Annotated in this window: 16 protein-coding genes and 1 tRNA gene; 4 read left to right on the top strand and 13 right to left on the bottom strand. The window is 72.9% G+C overall.

All coding sequences use genetic code 11. The annotated features are described in order from the left end of the window. Positions 1-48 precede the first annotated feature (48 nt). Both ACZ592_RS19665 and ACZ592_RS19660 read left to right on the top strand, forming a co-directional pair. A complete protein-coding gene (locus ACZ592_RS19665; RefSeq protein ID WP_471582832.1) occupies positions 49-3,546 on the top strand; it encodes a S41 family peptidase in 3,498 nt (1,165 codons plus the stop codon). A 113-nt stretch (positions 3,547-3,659) separates the two neighbouring features. Continuing rightward, positions 3,660-3,866: a hypothetical protein gene (locus ACZ592_RS19660; protein ID WP_471582831.1), complete on the top strand. Its 207-nt coding sequence runs from the start codon at positions 3,660-3,662 to the stop codon at positions 3,864-3,866. Between the two features lie 894 nt (positions 3,867-4,760). Here the strand turns inward: ACZ592_RS19660 and ACZ592_RS19655 are convergent. From ACZ592_RS19655 to ACZ592_RS19645, 3 genes are read right to left on the bottom strand one after another with little or no spacing between them, the layout of a single operon-like run. After that, a complete protein-coding gene (locus ACZ592_RS19655) occupies positions 4,761-5,639 on the bottom strand; it encodes an SDR family oxidoreductase (RefSeq protein WP_471582830.1) in 879 nt (292 codons plus the stop codon). Further along, complete coding sequence (locus ACZ592_RS19650) at positions 5,636-6,565, bottom strand: alpha/beta fold hydrolase (protein ID WP_471582829.1); 930 nt, start codon at positions 6,563-6,565, stop codon at positions 5,636-5,638. Before ACZ592_RS19650 ends, ACZ592_RS19655 begins: the two co-directional genes overlap by 4 nt. Then, positions 6,562-8,109, bottom strand: coding sequence for a flavin-containing monooxygenase (locus ACZ592_RS19645; RefSeq protein ID WP_471582828.1), 1,548 nt, complete (start codon positions 8,107-8,109; stop codon positions 6,562-6,564). The genes ACZ592_RS19650 and ACZ592_RS19645 overlap by 4 nt, the downstream gene beginning before the upstream one ends. A 208-nt stretch (positions 8,110-8,317) precedes the next feature. On the opposite strand from ACZ592_RS19645, the gene ACZ592_RS19640 reads away from it, so the two are divergent. Further along, positions 8,318-8,944, top strand: a complete 627-nt coding sequence (locus ACZ592_RS19640) for a MerR family transcriptional regulator (protein WP_471583014.1) — start codon at positions 8,318-8,320, stop codon at positions 8,942-8,944. A 10-nt stretch (positions 8,945-8,954) separates the two neighbouring features. On the opposite strand, the gene ACZ592_RS19635 is transcribed toward ACZ592_RS19640, so the two are convergent. Beyond that, positions 8,955-9,974, bottom strand: a complete 1,020-nt coding sequence (locus tag ACZ592_RS19635; RefSeq protein ID WP_471582827.1) for a DUF6528 family protein — start codon at positions 9,972-9,974, stop codon at positions 8,955-8,957. Positions 9,975-10,127: 153 nt separating this feature from the next. Continuing rightward, on the bottom strand, positions 10,128-10,919 hold the full coding sequence (locus ACZ592_RS19630) for an exodeoxyribonuclease III (protein ID WP_471582826.1): 792 nt from the start codon (positions 10,917-10,919) through the stop codon (positions 10,128-10,130). A gap of 87 nt (positions 10,920-11,006) precedes the next feature. Here ACZ592_RS19630 and ACZ592_RS19625 point away from each other — a divergent pair, with 87 nt between their 5' ends. Beyond that, positions 11,007-11,516: a GNAT family N-acetyltransferase gene (locus ACZ592_RS19625; protein WP_471582825.1), complete on the top strand. Its 510-nt coding sequence runs from the start codon at positions 11,007-11,009 to the stop codon at positions 11,514-11,516. Between the two features lie 361 nt (positions 11,517-11,877). Here the strand turns inward: ACZ592_RS19625 and ACZ592_RS19620 are convergent, their stop codons facing one another. The 8 genes from ACZ592_RS19620 to glp form a co-directional block, all read right to left on the bottom strand. Continuing rightward, positions 11,878-13,089: an ATP-binding protein gene (locus ACZ592_RS19620; RefSeq protein ID WP_471582824.1), complete on the bottom strand. Its 1,212-nt coding sequence runs from the start codon at positions 13,087-13,089 to the stop codon at positions 11,878-11,880. A gap of 16 nt (positions 13,090-13,105) precedes the next feature. Continuing rightward, complete coding sequence (locus ACZ592_RS19615; RefSeq protein WP_471582823.1) at positions 13,106-13,564, bottom strand: hypothetical protein; 459 nt, start codon at positions 13,562-13,564, stop codon at positions 13,106-13,108. A gap of 177 nt (positions 13,565-13,741) precedes the next feature. Then, a tRNA-Ala gene (locus ACZ592_RS19610) sits at positions 13,742-13,815 on the bottom strand. 85 nt (positions 13,816-13,900) lie between these two features. After that, entirely contained in the window at positions 13,901-15,199 is a 1,299-nt protein-coding gene (sepX, locus tag ACZ592_RS19605) for a divisome protein SepX/GlpR (RefSeq protein ID WP_471582822.1), read from the bottom strand. Positions 15,200-15,417: 218 nt separating this feature from the next. Beyond that, positions 15,418-16,041: a GNAT family N-acetyltransferase gene (locus tag ACZ592_RS19600; RefSeq protein WP_471583013.1), complete on the bottom strand. Its 624-nt coding sequence runs from the start codon at positions 16,039-16,041 to the stop codon at positions 15,418-15,420. Then, positions 16,038-16,592 carry a MogA/MoaB family molybdenum cofactor biosynthesis protein gene (locus tag ACZ592_RS19595; RefSeq protein WP_471582821.1) on the bottom strand — a complete coding sequence of 185 codons (555 nt, stop codon included), beginning with the start codon at positions 16,590-16,592 and terminating at the stop codon, positions 16,038-16,040. Before ACZ592_RS19595 ends, ACZ592_RS19600 begins: the two co-directional genes overlap by 4 nt. Continuing rightward, positions 16,589-17,113, bottom strand: a complete 525-nt coding sequence (moaC, locus tag ACZ592_RS19590) for a cyclic pyranopterin monophosphate synthase MoaC (RefSeq protein ID WP_471582820.1) — start codon at positions 17,111-17,113, stop codon at positions 16,589-16,591. Before moaC ends, ACZ592_RS19595 begins: the two co-directional genes overlap by 4 nt. Before the next feature lie 84 nt (positions 17,114-17,197). Continuing rightward, the gene (gene glp / locus ACZ592_RS19585) at positions 17,198-18,544 is read right to left on the bottom strand and encodes a molybdotransferase-like divisome protein Glp (RefSeq protein WP_471582819.1); all 1,347 of its coding nucleotides are present in this window, start codon (positions 18,542-18,544) and stop codon (positions 17,198-17,200) included. Positions 18,545-18,546: the final 2 nt, after the last annotated feature.

Raw genomic sequence — 18,546 nt, 5'->3', positions numbered from 1 at the left:
CCCCCGGCACAAGTTGCCGCGGCCTGCGGGGCGGAAAAGCATGGTGAGGTGACCGACGCGCGCGACGATGCCCAGGAAGACCACGCCTACCTGCGATTTCCGCACCTCAGCGGCGACCGCCTCTGTTTCGCCGCCGAGGACGACCTGTGGGTGGCCCCCCTGGCCCCCGACGGCGCCCCGGCCGGGCGGGCCTGGCGGCTCACCGTCGACCGGACCAAGGTGAGCCACCCCCGTTTCTCGCCGGACGGCCGCCACATCGCGTACACGACGTGGCGCAGTCTCGATCCGGAGATCCATCTGGCGCCGGTCGACGGCGGGCCCTCGCGCCGCCTCACCTACTGGGGCAGCACCGACACCCGGGTCTGCGGCTGGTCCCCCGACGGCGACATCCTCGCCGTCTCCTCGCACGGCCAGCCCTTCTCGTACTTCTGCTGGGCCTACAGCGTGCCCGTCGACGGATCGCCGGGCGGCAAGCTGCCCTGGGGCCCGGTCTGGGACATCGCGGTCACCGCCGACGACGCCTACGCCGACGGCGACAGCGACGCCGACGGCAACAGCGACCGCAAGACGCTCCTCCTGACCGGCAAGCCGCCGCACGAACCCGCCGCCTGGAAGCGGTACCGGGGTGGCGCGACGGGGCGCCTGTGGATGCACGGCGAGCAGATCCTCGCCGACCTCGACGGACATCTGGACTCCCCCATGTTCGTGTCGGGGCGCATCGCCTTCCTCTCCGACCACGAAGGCGTCGGCAACCTCTACTCCTGCCTGCCCGACGGCTCCGACCTGCGGCGCCACACCGACCACGACACGTTCTACGCCCGCCACGCGGCCGGCGACGGCACCCGTGTCGTCTACCAGTGCGCGGGCGACATCTGGCTGGTCGACGACCTCACCGCGGACTCCGTGCCGCGCCGCCTCGACGTGCGGCTGGGCGGGCCGCGCCCCGGGCGGCGGGTCTACCAGGTGCCGGCCGCGCAGCACATCGACGCGCTCTCCGTGGACACGACGGGGCGGGCCAGCGCCGTCGTCGTGCGCGGCTCCCTCTACTGGCTCACCCACCGCGACGGGCCCGCCCGCACCATCGCCGACACCCCGGGCGTACGGGTCCGCCTCCCCGAGATGCTCGGCACCGGCGGACAGGTCGCCTACGTCACCGACGCCGACGGTGAGGACGCCGTCGAGATCGCCCACCTGCCCCGGGCCAGCGGCGAGCGCGCCCCGCTCCGGCTGGCGGGCGGCAGGCTCGGCCGCGTCCAGGAACTGGTGGCCGACCGCGACGGCCACCGTCTGGCCATCGCGTCGAACGACGGCCGCCTGCTCCTCATCGACGTGCCGGACACGGCGGATGCGGGTGTGGGCGCCGACGCGGGCGCCGACGCGGCAGGCGGCTCCGCCGACGCGGACGACCCCGAAAACTCCGGCGGCTCCGGCGGCTCCGGCGGCTCCAGCGGCTCCAGCGGCTCCAGCGGCTCCAGCGGCTCCGGTGGCTCCGGTGGCTCCGGTGGCTCCGGTGGCTCCGGTGGCTCCGAAGGCGAGGTCACCGAGCTGATCCGCTCGGCCAACGGACCCGTCCGCGACCTCGCCTTCTCCCCGGACGGCGCCTGGCTGACCTGGTCGCACCCCGGCGTCGGCCGCTCGCTGCGCCAGATCAAGCTGGCCCGCGTCAAGGGTCCCGGCTCCCGCATCATCGTCGACGTCACCAACGGCCGCTTCGAGGACGAGAACCCCGTCTTCACCCGCGACGGCCGCTATCTCGCATTCCTCTCCTGGCGCGGCTTCGACCCCGTCTACGACGTGCACACCGGCGACCTGTCCTTCCCGCTGGGCTGCCGCCCCTACCTCGTACCCCTGTCGTCCGCGACCCCCTCCCCCTTCGCGCTGCTGCCCGACGGGCGTCCCGTGGCGGGCGGCCTCGACCCGGCCGACGGCGGCGGGGGCGACGGCACCACCACCGTGGAGGTCGAGGGCCTGGAGGCGCGGGTCACGCCCTTCCCGGTCGCCGCGTCGAAGTACTCGGCGCTCCACCCCGTCAGCGGCGGCGGCCTGGTCTGGCTGCGCTGGCCGATCTCGGGTGCGCTCGGCGAGACCTTCGCCAACCCCTCCGACACCTCCGGGCGGCCCACCCTCGAATACTTCAACATCAGCAAGGCCAAGAAGTCCCAGCTCGTCGACCACCTGGACTGGTTCGCGCTGAGCGGCGACGGCTCGCGGCTCGTGGTCGTCGACCAGGGCGACCTGACCGCCGTGCCCTCCACCGAGCAGGGCGACGGCGACACGACCGTCTGGATCGACCTGCGCCGCATCCTGCACGAGGTCGACCCGGCCGCCGAGTGGCGCCAGGCCTTCGACGAGGCGGGCCGCATCATCCGCGCCTACTTCTGGGACCCGGGGATGTCCGGCATCGACTGGGACGGCGTGCTCGCGCAGTACCGTCCGCTGGTCGAACGGGTCGCGTCCCCCGACGAGTTCGCGGACCTGCTGCGCGAGGTCCTCGGCGAACTGGGCACCTCCCACGCGTACGTCTCGCCCGCCCGCCGCAACGAGGGCCCGCCGCACTACCAGCGCGCCATGGGCCTGCTCGGCGCCAACCTCGTCCACAGGGACGACGGCTGGATGGTCAAACGGATCCTGCCCGGCGACTCCTCCGACTCCAAGGCGCGCTCGCCGCTGGCCGGTGCGGGCATCCGCGAGGGCGCGATCCTCACGCACATCGACGGCCGCGAGGTCGACCCGGTGGCCGGGCCCTACCCCCTGCTGTCGGCGGCGGGCGGCACGACGGTCGAACTCACCTTCCGGCCCGCGGGGGGCGAGGGCAGGTCCCGCCGGGTCGCCATCGTCCCCCTCGTCAACGAACGCCCCCTGCGCTATCAGGACTGGGTGGCCAAACGCCGGGACGTCGTACGGGAGTTGAGCGGCGGCAAGTGCGGCTACCTGCACATCCCCGACATGGGCGGCTCGGGCTGGGCCCAGTTCAACCGGGACCTGCGCCTGGAGGTCTCCCAGCCCGCGCTGATCGTGGACGTGCGCGGCAACGCGGGCGGCCACATCAGCGAACTCGTCGTCGAGAAGCTGACCCGCAAGATCCTCGGCTGGGACCTGACACGCAACGCCGAGCCCGTCTCGTACGCCTCCAACGCGCCCCGCGGCCCTGTCGTGGCCCTCGCCGACGAGGCGACGTCCTCCGACGGCGACATGATCACCGCGGCCTTCAAGCTGCTCGGACTCGGCCCGGTCGTGGGCCAGCGCACCTGGGGCGGTGTCGTCGGCATGACCGGACGGCACGCGCTCGGCGACGGCACGGTGATCACGGTGCCGATGAACGCGGGCTGGTTCGACGAGTACGGGTGGTCCGTGGAGAACCACGGCGTCCCCCCGGACCTCGACATCCTGCGGACGCCGCTGGACTGGGCGGAGGGGCGGCACGCCCAACTCGACGACGCGGTACGGCTCGCGCTGGATCTCCTCGAGCAGAATCCGGCCGCCGAGGCCCCCGGTCACTCGGACGTGCCGGACCGCAGCAGGCCGCCTCTGCCGCCCCGCCCGTGACCGTTCCCCGCCGCGTCCTCACGGGCCGCGCCATGATCGAAATGCGAGGAATGTCCGAGCGTGTAAATCTGGTCGAGGCCCAATCCCCTCACCCAAAACCGGGAGTGAATCGCATGGGCATCAAGGACCAGTTCCAGGACAAGGCTCAGGACCTCGCCAACAAGGCCAAGGACTCCGCGAGCGGAGCCAAGGACGAGGCGAGCGAGCGTGCCTCGCAGGCCCAGGACCAGGCGGGCGAGCGCTCTTCGCAGGCGCCCGACCAGGCCAGGGACGCGGCGCAGGAGCAGCAGGACAAGTTCAACCAGGACTACGACGCCTGACGTTGCGCTGCGCTGTACCTGAACGAGGAGAGGCCCCCCGGGACGCCGGGCGGGCCTCTTCCACGTGCACCTGCCGGTGGGGCGGGACGGGGCGGGGCGCTCTGTCGTCCACCACGTGCCGGTGGCCGGGGGCGGTGTGCTGTCGTCCGCCACGTGCCGGTGACCCGGAGCGGCGTGCTGTCATCCACCACGTACCGGTGCCCCGGAGCGGCGTGCTGTCATCCACCACGTACCGGTGACCCGGAGCGGCGTGCTGTCATCCACCACGTACCGGTGACCCGGAGCGGCGTGCTGTCATCCACCACGTACCGGTGCCCCGGAGCGGCGTGCTGTCATCCACCACGTCCCGGTGACCAAGGGCGGCGATCCGTCGTCCACCACGTGCGGGGACCCGGGGCGGGTGGCGGGCCGTCGTTCGTCGCCTGCCGGTGGGGGCCGGTCCGAGCCGCCGCTTCGCGGCGATCCTTCCCACCCACCCACCCGTTTGCCCCGCGACACCGGCTCACCGAACAAGCCACCACCGCTCGCGGCGATCCCGCGACGCCCACTGCGCGGCGATTCCCCACCCGCCCAGCCACCCGCCGCCTGCGGCACGCCCTCCGCGACAAGCCGCCGCTTCGCGGCGATTCTCCCCGGCCACCCGCCCACCCAATGGACAAGGCCCCGGCGCCCCATGCCCCTACCCCAACCACCCGGTGCGGAGAGTCGGGTGGGTGGGTGGGAGCGATCCGCCGCGCAGCGGCGGGACAGGGCTGCCCACCACCGGCCCTCGGGCGGAACACAGCGGGACAGGCCCGGCCGCCACCGCCCGCCCCGCGGGCGGAAGCGACACCCCCGCGCCGGGGGGCGGCCAGCGGGTCCGAGCCCCGCACGTCAGGCCCCCGGCCAGAACCCTCAGCCGCCCGCCCGCGCCCTCTCGTCCGCCGAGCCCCCCGCCCCGACCAGCCCGGTCGAGACCGAGCCGAGGCGCGGCTCGAAGCGTCGCATCTCGCGTTGGCCGACCGCGCCGATGACTGCGGGCAGGTAGCCCCGGATGCCCTGCATGCCCCGCAGCCACCACTGCGCGTACACGTGGCTGGAGCGGCGTTCGATGCCGGCGACGATCCGGTCGACCGCGGGGCCCAGCGGATACGTCTTGTTGGAGGGCCACGGCAGCCGCTGCCGCAGTTCCTTCATGACGTCGTCCTGGTCGGCGCCCCGCACCATGTCCGTGTCGGTCCAGGACAGATAACCGACGCCGACCTTGACGCCCTTGTAGCCGACCTCGGCCCGCAGCGCGTGCGCGTAGGCCTCGACGCCCGACTTCGAGGCGCAGTACGCCGTCATCATCGGCGCCGGGGTGATCGCGGCGAGGGAGGCGATCTGCAGCAGGTAGCCGCGGCTCTCCATGAGGACGGGCAGGAAGGCCCGTCCGGTCACCGCGCTGCCTATGAGGTTGACCTCGATGACGCGGCGCCACGCGTCGGGGTCGGATTCCAGGAAGGGCCCGCCGCTGGCCACGCCCGCGTTGGCGACGACGATGTCGACCTTGCCGAAGTGCTGCTTGACCTCCTGGGCGACCTGCGCCATCGCCACGTGGTCGGTGACGTCCGCGTGCCAGTGCGCGGACTCCGTGTGCAGCCGCTCCGACACCTGCTTCAGCTCGTCCGGCTCCAGGCCCACGAGTGCGATCTTCGCGCCGCGCGCCGACAGCTTGCGGGCGAGCAGCTCGCCGACTCCGCGTGCCGCGCCGGTGACGACCGCGACCTGTCCCTCCAGGCTGACCCTGCTCATGCGCCCTCCTTGACCTGTACGTACGTTCCGACGAGTTCCCTGATCCGCCCGGTGACGGCTTCCGGCGCCTCCACGGGCGTCATGTGTCCGGCGCCGGTCAGCTCGGTGAGTCCCACGCACTCCGGCAGCGCGGCGGCGATCCGCCGGGCGTGCACGACGGGCGTGAGCCGGTCGGACGTTCCGGCGATGACGGCGGTCGGCAGCTTCAAATCGCCGACTTCGACGTCCAGTTGGAGTGATTCGAGGACGTGTGACCAGCCGTACCGCACACCCCTGGGGCACGCGTGGACGATCCGCGCGCACGCCTCGACGCGGTCGGGCGCCGAACCGGGGCCCATGGTCGCGTACTTGAGGATGCGCCTGGCCAGCGGCGTGACGGGCCCGAGCGGGGCGCGCGAGCCGAGCACCGAGCGCGTGATCCGGGTCCGCGCCCGGCCGGCCCGCAGCAGCGGTACGACCGTCGCCTCGGCGACCAGCGCCGAACTCCCCGTGCTGCACAGCAGGACGGCGGCGGCGTGCTCGCGCACGGCGGCGCGGCCACCCGCGGCCATGATCGTCATGCCGCCCATGGAGTGCCCCACGAGGACGGCCTTCTCGCCCGGCGCGAGCGTCGCGGTCAGGACCGCTTCGAGGTCGTCGGCGAGGGCCCGTGTGCTGTAGCCGTCGGTGCTCTCGGGCGCCGCGCTGCGTCCGTGCCCGCGCTGGTCGTACGCGATGACGCGGTGGTCGGCGGCGAGGTCGCGTATCTGTGCGGCCCAGAACGCCGTCGAACAGGTCCAGCCGTGCGCGAGCACCACGGCGGGCGCCCCTTCGGGACCGTGCACCTCGACGTGGACGCGGGCCCCGTCGGCGGAGACGGCGGTGATCTCGCGCGCGGCGGCGGGCGGCGCGTAGGGCCCACTCGTCACATGGGTCAGCCGGCTCATGCCCCGGCCTCGACCTTCTCGGTCCCCGGCTTCTGCTTGCCCGCGGCCGGGTCCGGCACGGACTTCAGCGCCTTCGGCTCCCTGAGCACCTCGTACTCGGAGAGGTCGACGCTGCGCGTGGCCGCCCGGAACTCGGTGGTCGTGCCGGGCCAGACCGTGGTGTTGACGCCGTTCTCGTCGAGGTACCAGCTGTTGCAGCCGCCGGTGTTCCACACGGTGCGCTTCATGCGCTCCTGCACCCGGTGGTTCCAGGCGTCCACGGCGGCGGGGCGGGCGGCGAGGGCGGCGCGGCCACCGAGGACGTCCAGCTGGCGCAGGTAGTCGGCCATGTAGTTCAGCTGGGATTCGATCATCAGGATCATGGAGGAGTTGCCGAGCCCGGTGTTCGGGCCGATGATCGTCATCCAGTTGGGGAAGCCGGCCGCGGTCGCGCCGCGCAGCGCGTTCATGCCGTCCTTCCAGGACTCCATGAGGGTGTGGCCCTGGTCGCCGACGACCCGGTCGGCGATCGGCATGTCCGTCACGTGGAACCCGGTGCCGAAGATGATCGCGTCGACCTCGGTCTCGGTGCCGTCGGCGGCGACGACGGTGTTGCCGCGCACCTCGGTCAGGCCGCTGGCGACGACGTCGACATTGGGCTTGGCGAGCGCCGGGTAGTAGGCGTTGGAGAGCAGGATGCGCTTGCAGCCGATGCGGTACGTCGGGGTCAGCTTGGCCCGCAGCGCCGGGTCCTTGATGGCCCGGTGCATGTTCCGCTTGGCTATCCGCTCGACCATGCCGAGCTCGTTGGGCCGCTTGGTGAACGCCTGGACCTGCAGCTCCCTGATGCCCCACAGCAGGCCGCGCCGGGCCTGGGTGGTGAACGGCAGCTGCTTGTGCAGCCAGCGCTCGGCGCCGGTGATCGCGCGGTCGGCGCGCGGCATCACCCAGGGGGGCGTGCGCTGGAAGAGGGTGAGCTTGCCGACCTTCTTCTGGATCTCGGGCACGATCTGGATGGCGGAGGCGCCGGTGCCGATCATCGCGACGCGCTTGCCGCTCAGGTCGTAGTCGTGGTCCCAGCGGGCCGAGTGGAAGACCTTGCCGGGGAAGGTGTCGATGCCCGGGATGTCGGGGGTCTTGGGGTCGGAGAGCGGCCCGGTGGCGGAGACGACGACGTCGGCGGTGAAGGTGCCGTTGCTGGTCTCGATCACCCAGCGCAGCCGGTCCGCGTCCCAGCTCATCAGCGTCACCTCGGTGTTGAGGCGCAGGTGGGAGCGGAGCCGGAAGGTGTCGGCGACGTGTTCCAGGTACTCCCGGATGTGCTCCTGGCCGGAGAAGGTGCGCGGCCAGTCCGGGTTGGGCGCGAAGGAGAAGGAGTACAGGTGCGAGGGCACGTCGCAGGCGCAGCCGGGGTAGCTGTTGTCCCGCCAGGTGCCGCCCACGGCGCCGGCCCGCTCCAGGACGACGAAGTCGGTGATGCCCTCGCGGCGCAGCCGCACGGCGGCTCCCAGGCCGCCGAATCCGGATCCGATCACCGCCACCCGTACGTGCTCGTGCTCTGTCATTCCGCCGCCTCCCGGAAGTACTGAACTCTGCCAGTAGTCACTGGCGCAATTGGGAGCGTAAGCCAGTCGCGTACTCATGGGTAGGGGGCGGGCGGGGGAAAGTTACCGTCGGTACCACCGCCCCGCACCCGGATAGGCTTCCCACGTGGCAGACGAACGAGAAGGCGGACACGGGAGCGCACCGGCCGGCGACCTGCGCGAGTACCGCATGGAGGAGCTGGCGAGGGAGGCCGGCATCACCGTGCGCACCGTGCGCTTCTACCGCGAGCGCGGCCTGATCCCGCCGCCCCGCCGCGAGGGCCGCATCGCCTGGTACGACGAGCACCACCTGGCCAGACTGCGCACCATCGCCGCCCTCCTGGAGCGCGGCCACACCCTGAACGGCATCGCCGAGCTCTCCGACGCCTTCGACAAGGGCCGCGACGTCGGCGAACTCCTCGGCTTCGGCGAACCCAGCGAGGAACAGCCGGTCCGCCTCACCCCCGAGGAGCTCGCCGACCACTTCGCGGGCGAGGTCACCCCGGAGAACCTCGCCGCCGCCATGGACCTCGGCTACCTGGGCACGGACGGCGACGAGCTCGTGCACATCAGCCGCCGCCTCCTGGAGGCGTCATCCACCCTGGTGCGCAAGGGAGTTCCGCTGTCCGCGGTCCTGGAGGCGGGCCAGCGCGTCCGCGAACACGCGGACTCACTCGCGGAGTTGTTCATCGCGATCATGCGCACCCACACGCCCGCCACGGCGGACGTCGACATCGACCAGCTGCGCCCGCTCGCCAAAAGCGTGGTGGAGGCGGAGCTCTCGATGGCCCTGGACCGCCGCCTCAACCAGACCTGACCACCCGGGATCAGACGGGCAGCCACCAACGCGCCTTGTAGATCCCCCCGTTGACGTACTTGTAGCCGCTCTCCGGCCGGTGCACGCTCACCGTCGTCGTCCACCAGGTCTCGTCGAGCCCGCTCTCCGGCACGGTGGTCAGGACCTGCCCGGTGCGCGGATCGTCGCCGACGGTCTTCACCGACTTCCGCGAGATCGTCCCGGCCCCGGCGAAGTCCCGCACGAACACCCCGCCGCGCTTCTCGTACTGGAAGACCTCGGCGTTGGTCGTCACCCACAGCCGCCCCGGCCGCCCGGCGACCGGGAAGAGGTCGTGCCCGCCGGGTGTCCTGCCGGGCGTGCCGACGGGCAGCCCGACCGCGGCCGTCCGCGTCAGCGTGGGCCGCGCGGCCGTGCCGCCCACCGCGTACGACACCAGCTCGTCGTCGCCGAGGGCCCACAGCACCTCGCGCGCGCCGTCCCAGTGCAGCCCGTGCGCGCCCTTGAGCTCCACCGCCGCGTACCGCGTGGCGTGCGGCCCCCGCGAGGCCGCGTACAGCCGCACCTGCGCGCCCGTGCTGCACGCGACGGCCACGTTGCCGTCGGGCAGGATCTCGATGCTGTGCGGGTTGAAGAGGTCGTCCCCGGGGCCGATCGCCGTGCCCCAGTACCGGCGGCCCGTCGGATGCTCGACGACGGCCGCGAAGCCGAACGACGCCGTCGTCAGGACGTACGCGCGCCGCCGGTGCAACCGCACCTTCGCCTCGCACGGATAGAGCCAGCTCTCCGCCGGGCGCAGGTCCGCGTAGCGCGGGTCACCGAGCGGCGAGAACTGCCACCGCACGACGGACGGGTCGACGGTCGGGTCCCAGACGGGGCGGCGCGGGTCGAGCACGAGCAGGCGCCTGCTCGCCTGCTCGGTCAGCAGAACGGGCGGCGTACCGGCGGGAATGCCGCCGTCGCCGCCCGCCCCGTACGCCCGCGCCGCGGGCAGCGCCGCCGCGATCCCGGCACCTGCCGCGCCCAGCACGACGGCACGTCTCGAAGGCATGGCCGACACGAAGTCCCCCAAGGACCTTGACAGTTGGTCATGTACGCGACCGCAATCTGCCATGCCGTCCGGTCCCGGGACAGCCTTCTGCCGGACTTTGTGACCGTGTCCCGCGGCGGACCACTCGCCCGGACCAGAGCCCGCGGCCGTCGGCTACAGGTCGTAGACCACCGTCACGGGCGCGTGGTCGCTCCACCGCTCCGCGTGGCTCGCCGCCCGCTCCACGTACGCCTTCACCGCGCGCTCGGCGAGACCCGCCGTCGCGACCTGGTAGTCGATGCGCCAGCCCGTGTCGTTGTCGAAGGCGCGCCCCCGGTAGGACCACCACGAGTAGGGGCCCTCGACGCCCGGGTGCTGCGCCCGTACGACGTCCTCGTACTCCGCGAAGACCTCATCAAGCCAGGCGCGCTCCTCGGGCAGGAAGCCGGAGTTCTTCTTGTTGCCCTTCCAGTTCTTGAGGTCGGCCTCCTGGTGGGCGATGTTCCAGTCGCCGCAGACGACGACGTGCCGTCCCTCGGCGGCGGCCCGCTCCTTGAGGTCCTTCAGGTACACGAGGAACTCCCCCATGAACCGGATCTTCTCGTCCTGCCGCTCCGTGCCGACCTCGCCGGAGGGCAGGTACAGGCTGGCCACGGTGACGCCCGGCAGGTCCGCCTCGACGTACCTGCCGCTGCCGTCGAACTCCTGCGACCCGAAGCCGACCCGCACCCGGTCCGGCTCGCGGCGCGTGTACAGCGAGACGCCGGCCCGCCCCTTGGCGGCGGCGGGCGCGTGCACGACGTGCCAGCCCTCGGGGTCCCGCACCTCGTCCGGCAGCTGCTTCTCCTCGGCCCGCACCTCCTGGAGGCACAGCACGTCGGCCGTGGTCCCGCCGAGCCACTCCACGAAACCCTTCTTGGCGGCGGCCCGCAGCCCGTTCACATTCACGCTGGTCACAGTGAGCATCCCGGCACGATACCGGCACACTGGACGGCGCAGCCGACACAGGAAACTCCCCCATCATCCGTTTCGCATAGAAGTACGATGGAGCGCATGACTATCCAGACGGACACCGCCACCCCCATCCACCTGCGCACCGTCACCTTCGCGCACCCCGACGCGATCCGGCTCAACGACCGCGTCCAGCTCGAATACGCGGAGCGCTACGGCGACGAGGGCGACGTCACCCCCCTCGACGCCACGATGTTCGAGCCTCCACGGGGCCTCTATCTCATCGCGTACGACGAGCAGGGCACCGCACTGGCGACGGGCGGCTGGCGCTCCCAGGACGAGAACGGGGAGGGGTATCTGGACGGCGACGCCGAACTGAAGCGGATGTACGTCACGCCGGAGGCCCGCGGCCTGGGCCTCGCCCGCCGCATACTCGCGGCCCTGGAGGACGACGCGCGGGCGGCCGGCCGGGTCCGCATGGTCCTGGAGACGGGCACGAAGCAGCCGGAGGCGATAGCCCTCTACACCTCCAGCGGCTACACCCCCGCCCCCGCGAAGTTCGGCCACTACCGCTTCGACGACCTGAGCCGCTGCTACGCAAAGACGTTCTGACGACACACCCCACTGCGGGCGGGGCCGCGTGCGGCTGGGCGCGCGGCCTTCGGGGCACGGGGAACCGCGCGACCAGCCACCCAGAGCAACCAGAGCAACCACAACACCGGACCGGCTCTAAGGGGCGCGGGGGGAACCGCGCGACCAGCCACCCAGGACAGCCACAACACCGGACCGACTTTCAGGGGCGCGGGGAACTGCGCGACCAGCCACGACGGACCCGCAGCCACCCACGCAAGGAGGAACCCACCCACCCAGCACCCACCAAGGCCCAGGGGCCAGGCCACGCGGGGAAACCGCGCGACCAGCCACAACCACCCCGCACAGGGCGCCCGGCCCGCCCGGCCCGCCCACTCCCTGCCTACTCCCTCACCGCCGACCGCAGGTCAAGATCCGCCAGCGCCCCGCCCCCCGGCGGATTGCTGAAGCGCAGGCCCGCGCCCAGCACCCGCGCCTGACCCTGCACGATCGTCAGACCGAGGCCGAGCCCCACACCCTTCTCCCCGCCGCCGCTGCGGAACCGCTGCGGTCCGCCGGACAGCAGCGGTTCCGGGAATCCGCCCCCGGAGTCCCGCACCCGCACCACCCCGCCGTCGACCTCGACGACCACCGGCGCCGCCCCGTGCCGCAGCGCGTTGCTGACGAGGTTGGCGACGACCCGCTCGACCCGCCGCGGATCCGTCACCACCGCCACGTCCCGCACCACGTCGACCGTCACCCCCTCGGCGCCGGCGGCCCCGGCGGCGGCCGATCTGCGCACCAGCGCCCCCAGCTCGCACGTCTCGGACAGGACCCGCTCGCCCGCCGTGTCGAGCCGCGCGACCTCGATGACGTCGTCGACCAGCACCCGCAGCCGCTGCGCGGACTCCCGCACCAGTTCGGAGGGGCGCCCCGGTGGCAGCAGTCCGGCCGCCGTCACCATGCCGGCCACCGGCGTACGCAGCTCGTGCGCGATGTTCGCCGTGACCTCGCGCTCGGCCTGCAGCCGCGCGGCCAGCGCGTCGGCCATGGTGTTCACGGCGGACGCCAGCCGGGTGATCTCGTCCTTGCCGTGCAGCGGCAGACGCGCCGTCAGGTCGCCTTCCGCGATGCGCTGCGCCGCCCCCGCCTTCCGCCGCAGGCGCCGCCCGAGCCGCGTGGCGACGAGCAGTCCCGCCGCGCAGGCCAGCGCCGTCCCGATGCCGCCGGAGATCCACAGCACCCGGTCCAGGTCCCGCACGGTCTCCGACTCCCTGTCGTAGGGCCGCTTCAGGGCGACGACCTCCTTGCCGTACTTGCTCGCCGCCCACATCTGCGGCACCCGCCCGCTGCGGTCCAGATAGACGCCCCACCGCCCCTTCGCCACCGCCCCGGCGAGCGGCCCGGGCAGGTCGACGGGATCGATGAGGGTGCGGTCGCCGTCGATCCCGGCCGCGTGGTCCTGCACGGCGGTCTGGAGCCGGTCGCCGATCTGGCTACGGGCGCCCGCGTACTGCGCCTCGACGGTGCGGTGGTGGACGAGGAGGCCCATCACGAGGGCCACCACGGCCGCGGTGCCCGCGATGGCGATACCGATCTTGGTGCGCAGTCCCATGTGGTTCCCCGCGCCCTCAGAGGTCCGGGACCGACAGGCGGATCCCCTGGAACTGCACGTTGACCGCTACCGCGGGCAGTTCCTCCGCATTCGTCGGCTCGACGGTGGCCCGCCGGTAGTACGCCACGCGCTCCTGCTGTTCGAGACCGCTGAGCGTGAGCGTCGCGTCGTAGGGCTTGTCGGCGCACCCGGGCAGGCACCACGGCCCGCTGAGCTTCCCGGTGGCCCGCGCGGTCGGCCCGCCCCAGTCCCGCCAGCTCAGCTCGGAGAGCGTGACGGCCTCGGTCAGCGCCACCAGGGCCGGCTGCTGCACCGGCCGTCCCGCCGCGTCGGCCAGATAGACGGGCCCGCTCACCCGCGACGGCTGCAGCGCGGACCCCTCCACCCGCAGCCCCTGAGGCTCGGCACACCCGCCCAGCAGCACGGCGGAGAGGGCGGTGCCGCACAGAACGGCGGCCCGCAAAGGGGACGACATGCGTCAAATGTATCGACAGCCGAATGAAACACACATGGAGCGGCGCACATGAGGCGTGGAGCACATCGGAACGGGGCGCATGAGACGCGGAACACATGGGGAGCGGTCGGGCGCCCCCGTCCCACACAAAGAAAGATCCCGTCCAGTTCGATGAACTGGACGGGATCTCATGTGCGGTGGACCTGTGGGGATTTGAACCCCAGACCCCCTCGATGCGAACGAGGTGCGCTACCAGACTGCGCCACAGGCCCTTGCAACGAGTGAAACTCTAGCATCCCGATCCGGGTGCTTGGAAATCCGTTCCTGGCTGGTCAGCCGGGGGGACCTCACGGTGCCTCACTCGTTGGCCGCACGCGGCCGGTCGCCGTCCTCGTACTGGTCGAACAGCGGCGTGCGGCCGCGCTCGCGGGCCCGCCGCGCGGACGCCGCCCGGCGCTTGTCGCTGCGACCGCCACCGGCGTCGGCACCCTCGGTCCCGTCGATGTCACCGACGCCGCCGGGGTCCGCGGTGGCGTCGCCGCTCCCGGCCGGCTGCTCCCGCTCGGCCGCGTGCGCCGCACGCTCCTCGTACTCGGCGGCCGGCTCCGCCGCGCTGGAACGTGCCGAGCTCCAGGCGTCGGGCGCGCCCAGGTCGACGTTGCCGGTGGCGCGCGGGGCGACCGGCGCGGTCACGTAGGTGGGGAGCGGCACCGGGACCGGGTCCCAGCTGTCGCCGCGGCCCGGGCCGCGCTGCCGCTCGCGCTGCTGGTCGACCCACTCCGCGTGGTCGGTCTGCTCGACGAGGGCGCGCCGGTCCGCGGCCAGCGCGGAGAGGCCGGTCTCCGTCCCGGGACCCGGCCCGTCCTCGGCGGGGCCGTCGGCGACGGGCCCGGCCTCCGCGGGCCTGCGGCGCGGCTGGCGCTCGCGCAGCCGCTGCGCCGCGGCCTCGGCCCTGCGCCGGTCCATCGTGTAGGTGAAGCGGCGCCGCTCCTGCCCGCGCAGATAGACGATGTACGTGCTCAGGAGCACGGCGGGCGCGGCGGGCGCCCACAGGAAGGCGAGCCCGCCGACCGCGGCGACGACCGCGCCGACCGTGAAGGCGAGGAAGAGGAGCACCGTCGTGCGACGGCGCCTGGCGAGGACCTTGGTGCGCCGGGCGCGCGCGGCGGCTTCCGCCGAGGCGGCGCGCTGTGCGGGCGTCGCCCGGGGGCGGGGGGCCGGCGCGTGTTCACGTTCGCGCTCCGGTGCACGCCCGCGCTCGCGCTCGGGGTCACGCCCGCGCTCGGGTTCGGGTTCGCGCTCGGGGCGGGCCTTCTGGCGGGCGCCGGGCTCGGCCCGTCCCGCGGGAGGCTCCGCCCGCTCCGGTCGGGGCTCGGCCGTACCGGTCGGAGGCGCGGCGAAGGAACGGACGTCCACCGATCCGGTGGCGGCGTCCGTCTCGTCGCGCGGCTCCCCGTCCTCGGGCGAGCGCGTTTGCAGGTCCTTGGCGTATCGGCGCTCCATGCCCGCCCGTCCGGAAAGCAGCCGGATGGCGGTGCTGAAGCGTTCCGTCGGACGGGCTTCGTTCAGCTCGTCCTGCCTACGGAGCCACATCGGCACCAAGTAGGCGGCCCAGGCCCCGACGATGACTGCGTAGATGAGGCCGCTGCTGCTCACGCTCACACGGTAGAGGGGTTTCCGTGAGGCCATCTGCCAATTGGGCCGGTGTGTCGCACGATCTGGCTGATATCTCGAACTTTTTTTGTGACTGATGCGATCAACCGGCCGCCGCGAGCGTGAAATTAATGCCTGAGACAAGACTCATACACGCCTCAGACGGTCGTTCGGTGATCTATTTCGAACACTTATTTCATTTACGGGGGTCGGAAACCGGCCTAGGCAGTGTTCCGAGGTCGCGCCTGGTGCCAGCGGCGCAACAACCCTTCCGGTACCTCTTCGACCGTGAGCGCGAAGACGAGATGGTCCCGCCACGCTCCGTCAATGTGCAGATACCGCGGGCGAAGCCCCTCCTCGCGGAATCCGAGTTTCTCCACGACCCGTCGGCTCGGCGTGTTCTCGGGGCGAATGCAGACCTCGATACGGTGCAGCCCCACCGACCGGAAGCAGTGGTCGACGGCGAGCGCGACGGCGGTCGGCATGACCCCGCGGCCCGCGACGGACTCGTCGACCCAGTAGCCCACATGTCCCGAGCACATCGAGCCCCAGGTGATCCCGGCGACCGTCAACTGTCCGACGAGACGGCCCTGGTACTCGATGACGAAGGGCAGCATCCGGCCCGCGCCCGCCTCCGCGCGCAGGTGGCGCACCATCTGACGGTAGGTCGGGCGGTGCACGATCGGGCCGCTGGGGGTGGGCGGCGGGATCGTGGCCTCCCAGGGGCGCAGCCAGTCGCGGTTGCGCCGGTTGACCTCGCGCCAGGCCCGCTGGTCGCGCATCTTTATGGGGCGGAGGACGATGTCGCCGTCCGTCAGCTCGACGGGCCAGGAGGGGCTGTTCAGCTGGCACCCCCGGGCGGAGCGGGATGGTCGCCGCCGCGCAGCTGGTCGACGGCGTGCTTCAGCAGCGGCTCCAGGACGGCGAGTCCGTCACGTACGCCGCCGGAGGAGCCCGGCAGGTTCACGATGAGCGTGCGCCCCGCCACCCCGGCGAGCCCGCGCGAGAGCGCGGCCGTGGGGACCTTCTCCCTGCCGTACGCGCGGATCGCCTCGCCGATGCCCGGCACCTCGTGGTCGAGCAGGCCGCGGGTGACGTCGGGGGTGCGGTCGGTGGGCGAGATGCCGGTGCCGCCGGTGGTCAGGATGACGTCGTAGCCGGCCTCGACGCCCGCGCGCAGGGCCGCGCCGACCGGATCGCCGTCCGGCACGACCTGGGGCCCGTCGACGGCGAAGCCGAGCGCGGTCAGGCCCTCGGCGAGGAGCGGGCCGCCCCGGTCGGGGTAGACACCGGCGGCGGCGCGGTTGGACGCGGTCACGACAAGCGCGCGGTAGCCGCCCTCGGCCGGACGGTCCGCGGCGGGCCGCGCCTGCCCGGGTGTGCTCCGGTCGCTCATGCCTGCGCCCCTTCGCGGCTCCAGACCCCGGACTTGCCGCCGGTCTTCTCCTCCACGCGTACGTCCGTGATGACGGCGCCCTTGTCGACGGCCTTCACCATGTCGATCACGGTGAGGGCGGCGACGCTCACCGCGGTGAGGGCCTCCATCTCGACGCCCGTGCGGTCGGTCGTCTTGACGGTGGCGAGGATCTCGACGGCGTCGTCCGCCACGGAGAGGTCGAGCTTCACCCCGGAGAGGGCCAACGGGTGGCAGAGCGGGATCAGGTCCGGCGTGCGTTTGGCGCCCATGATGCCCGCGATCCGCGCGGTGGCCAGGGCGTCGCCCTTGGGCACACCCTCGCCGCGCAGCAGCTCGATCACGCGGGGCGAGACGAGGACGCGGCCGCTGGCGCGGGCGGTGCGCGCGGTCACGTCCTTGGCGGACACGTCGACCATGCGGGCCGCGCCCGCCTCGTCGATGTGGGTCAGTCGCTGCTGCTCAGGGGCTCCGGGGGTGTCCCCCCGGGAAATCGCGGTCATGTGCTGTGCGCTCCCGGTCCGGGCCCCGCGCGGTGCGGCGCGCGGGCCTGTTGTGCGCGACACGGTACCGCGCGGGCGGCCCTCTCAGCCGAGCAGGACCACCTCGACCTCCACGCCGGGCTCCACCGACGTGGTGTCCTCGGGGACGACGATCAGCGCGTCCGCGTGCGCGAGGGCGGCGATCAGATGCGATCCGGAGCCGCCCACGGGCGTCACAGCGCCCGCCTCCGCGTCGTAGCGACCCCGCAGGAACTGACGGCGGCCCGCGGGCGAGTTCAGCGCCCTGTCGGCCACCAGCTCCGCGCGCGCGGTGGGCCGCCGCACCTCCGGCAGGCCCATGAGGGCGCGGATCGCGGGACGCACGAAGAGCTCGAAGGAGACGTACGAGGAGACCGGGTTGCCCGGCAGCGCGAGGAGCGGGGTGTGGTCGGGGCCGATGGAGCCGAAGCCCTGCGGCTTGCCCGGCTGCATGGCGATCTTGCGGAACTCCACGCCGCTGCCCGCCCCGATGCCGTCCTCGTCGTCCGGGTCGCCGATGGAGGTCAGCGCCTCCTTCACGACGTCGTACGCGCCCACGCTCACGCCGCCGGTGGTGACGATGAGGTCGGCGCGGATCAGCTGGTCCTCGATGGTGGAACGCAGCGTCTCCGCGTCGTCGGCGACGGCGCCCACGCGGTAGGCGATGGCTCCGGCGTCACGGGCCGCGGCGGTCAGCGCGAAGCTGTTGGAGTCGAAGATCTGACCGCTCGCCAGGTCCTCGCCCGGCTGGATCAGTTCGCTGCCCGTGGACATGACGACCACGCGCGGGCGCGGGCGCACCTTCACGGTGCCGCGGCCGATCGCGGCCAGCAGGGCGATCTGCGGGGGGCCGAGGACGGCTCCCGCGGCCAGCGCACGGTCACCGGCCTTGACGTCGCTGCCGCGTGCGCGGACGTGCGCGCGTGCCTCGGCGGGCCGGTGCACGCGGACCTCTCCGGAGGCGCCCTCCGGGGCGGCGCTGTGGGCGCGCATCCCCGAGACGGGGCCCTCGCCCAGGCCTCCGTCGGTCCACTCGACGGGCACGACGGCCTCGGCGCCGGGCGGCAGCGGGGCGCCGGTCATGATGCGGGCGGCCTGGCCCGCGCCGACGGTGGGCTGCTCGCCCGCGCCCGCGGCCACGTCGCCGATGACCGTCAGGACGGCGGGGAACTCCTCGCTCGCGCCCGCGATGTCGGCGACCCGTACCGCGTACCCGTCCATGGAGCTGTTGTCGAAGGGCGGCAGCGAGACGGGCACCGTGACGTCCTCGACCAGGACACAGCCCTGGGCGTCGAGGAGTTGGAGCTCGATGGGTTCGAGCGGGCGGACGGTTCCGAGGATGTCGTCCAGATGCTCTTCCACCGACCAGAACGGGGTCTGGCCGGTGATCGGTGTCGTCGTGCTGCTGCTCAAAG

The sequence above is a fragment of the Streptomyces sp. NPDC040622 genome (assembly GCF_055593965.1).
The sequence above is the reverse complement of the archived record's forward strand: the minus strand, read 5'-3'. Positions and strand labels throughout refer to the sequence as shown.

Coding starts and splice junctions, on each gene's coding strand:
- ACZ592_RS19640 (WP_471583014.1), top strand. CDS start 8,318: ATGGAGGAGCTGGCGAGGGAGGCCGGCATCACCGTGCGCACCGTGCGC.
- ACZ592_RS19650 (WP_471582829.1), bottom strand. CDS start 6,565: ATGAGCCGGCTGACCCATGTGACGAGTGGGCCCTACGCGCCGCCCGCC.
- ACZ592_RS19635 (WP_471582827.1), bottom strand. CDS start 9,974: ATGCCTTCGAGACGTGCCGTCGTGCTGGGCGCGGCAGGTGCCGGGATC.
- ACZ592_RS19645 (WP_471582828.1), bottom strand. CDS start 8,109: ATGACAGAGCACGAGCACGTACGGGTGGCGGTGATCGGATCCGGATTC.
- ACZ592_RS19615 (WP_471582823.1), bottom strand. CDS start 13,564: ATGTCGTCCCCTTTGCGGGCCGCCGTTCTGTGCGGCACCGCCCTCTCC.
- moaC (WP_471582820.1), bottom strand. CDS start 17,113: ATGACCGCGATTTCCCGGGGGGACACCCCCGGAGCCCCTGAGCAGCAG.
- ACZ592_RS19595 (WP_471582821.1), bottom strand. CDS start 16,592: ATGAGCGACCGGAGCACACCCGGGCAGGCGCGGCCCGCCGCGGACCGT.
- ACZ592_RS19655 (WP_471582830.1), bottom strand. CDS start 5,639: ATGAGCAGGGTCAGCCTGGAGGGACAGGTCGCGGTCGTCACCGGCGCG.
- ACZ592_RS19620 (WP_471582824.1), bottom strand. CDS start 13,089: ATGGGACTGCGCACCAAGATCGGTATCGCCATCGCGGGCACCGCGGCC.
- ACZ592_RS19625 (WP_471582825.1), top strand. CDS start 11,007: ATGACTATCCAGACGGACACCGCCACCCCCATCCACCTGCGCACCGTC.
- ACZ592_RS19660 (WP_471582831.1), top strand. CDS start 3,660: ATGGGCATCAAGGACCAGTTCCAGGACAAGGCTCAGGACCTCGCCAAC.
- ACZ592_RS19630 (WP_471582826.1), bottom strand. CDS start 10,919: ATGCTCACTGTGACCAGCGTGAATGTGAACGGGCTGCGGGCCGCCGCC.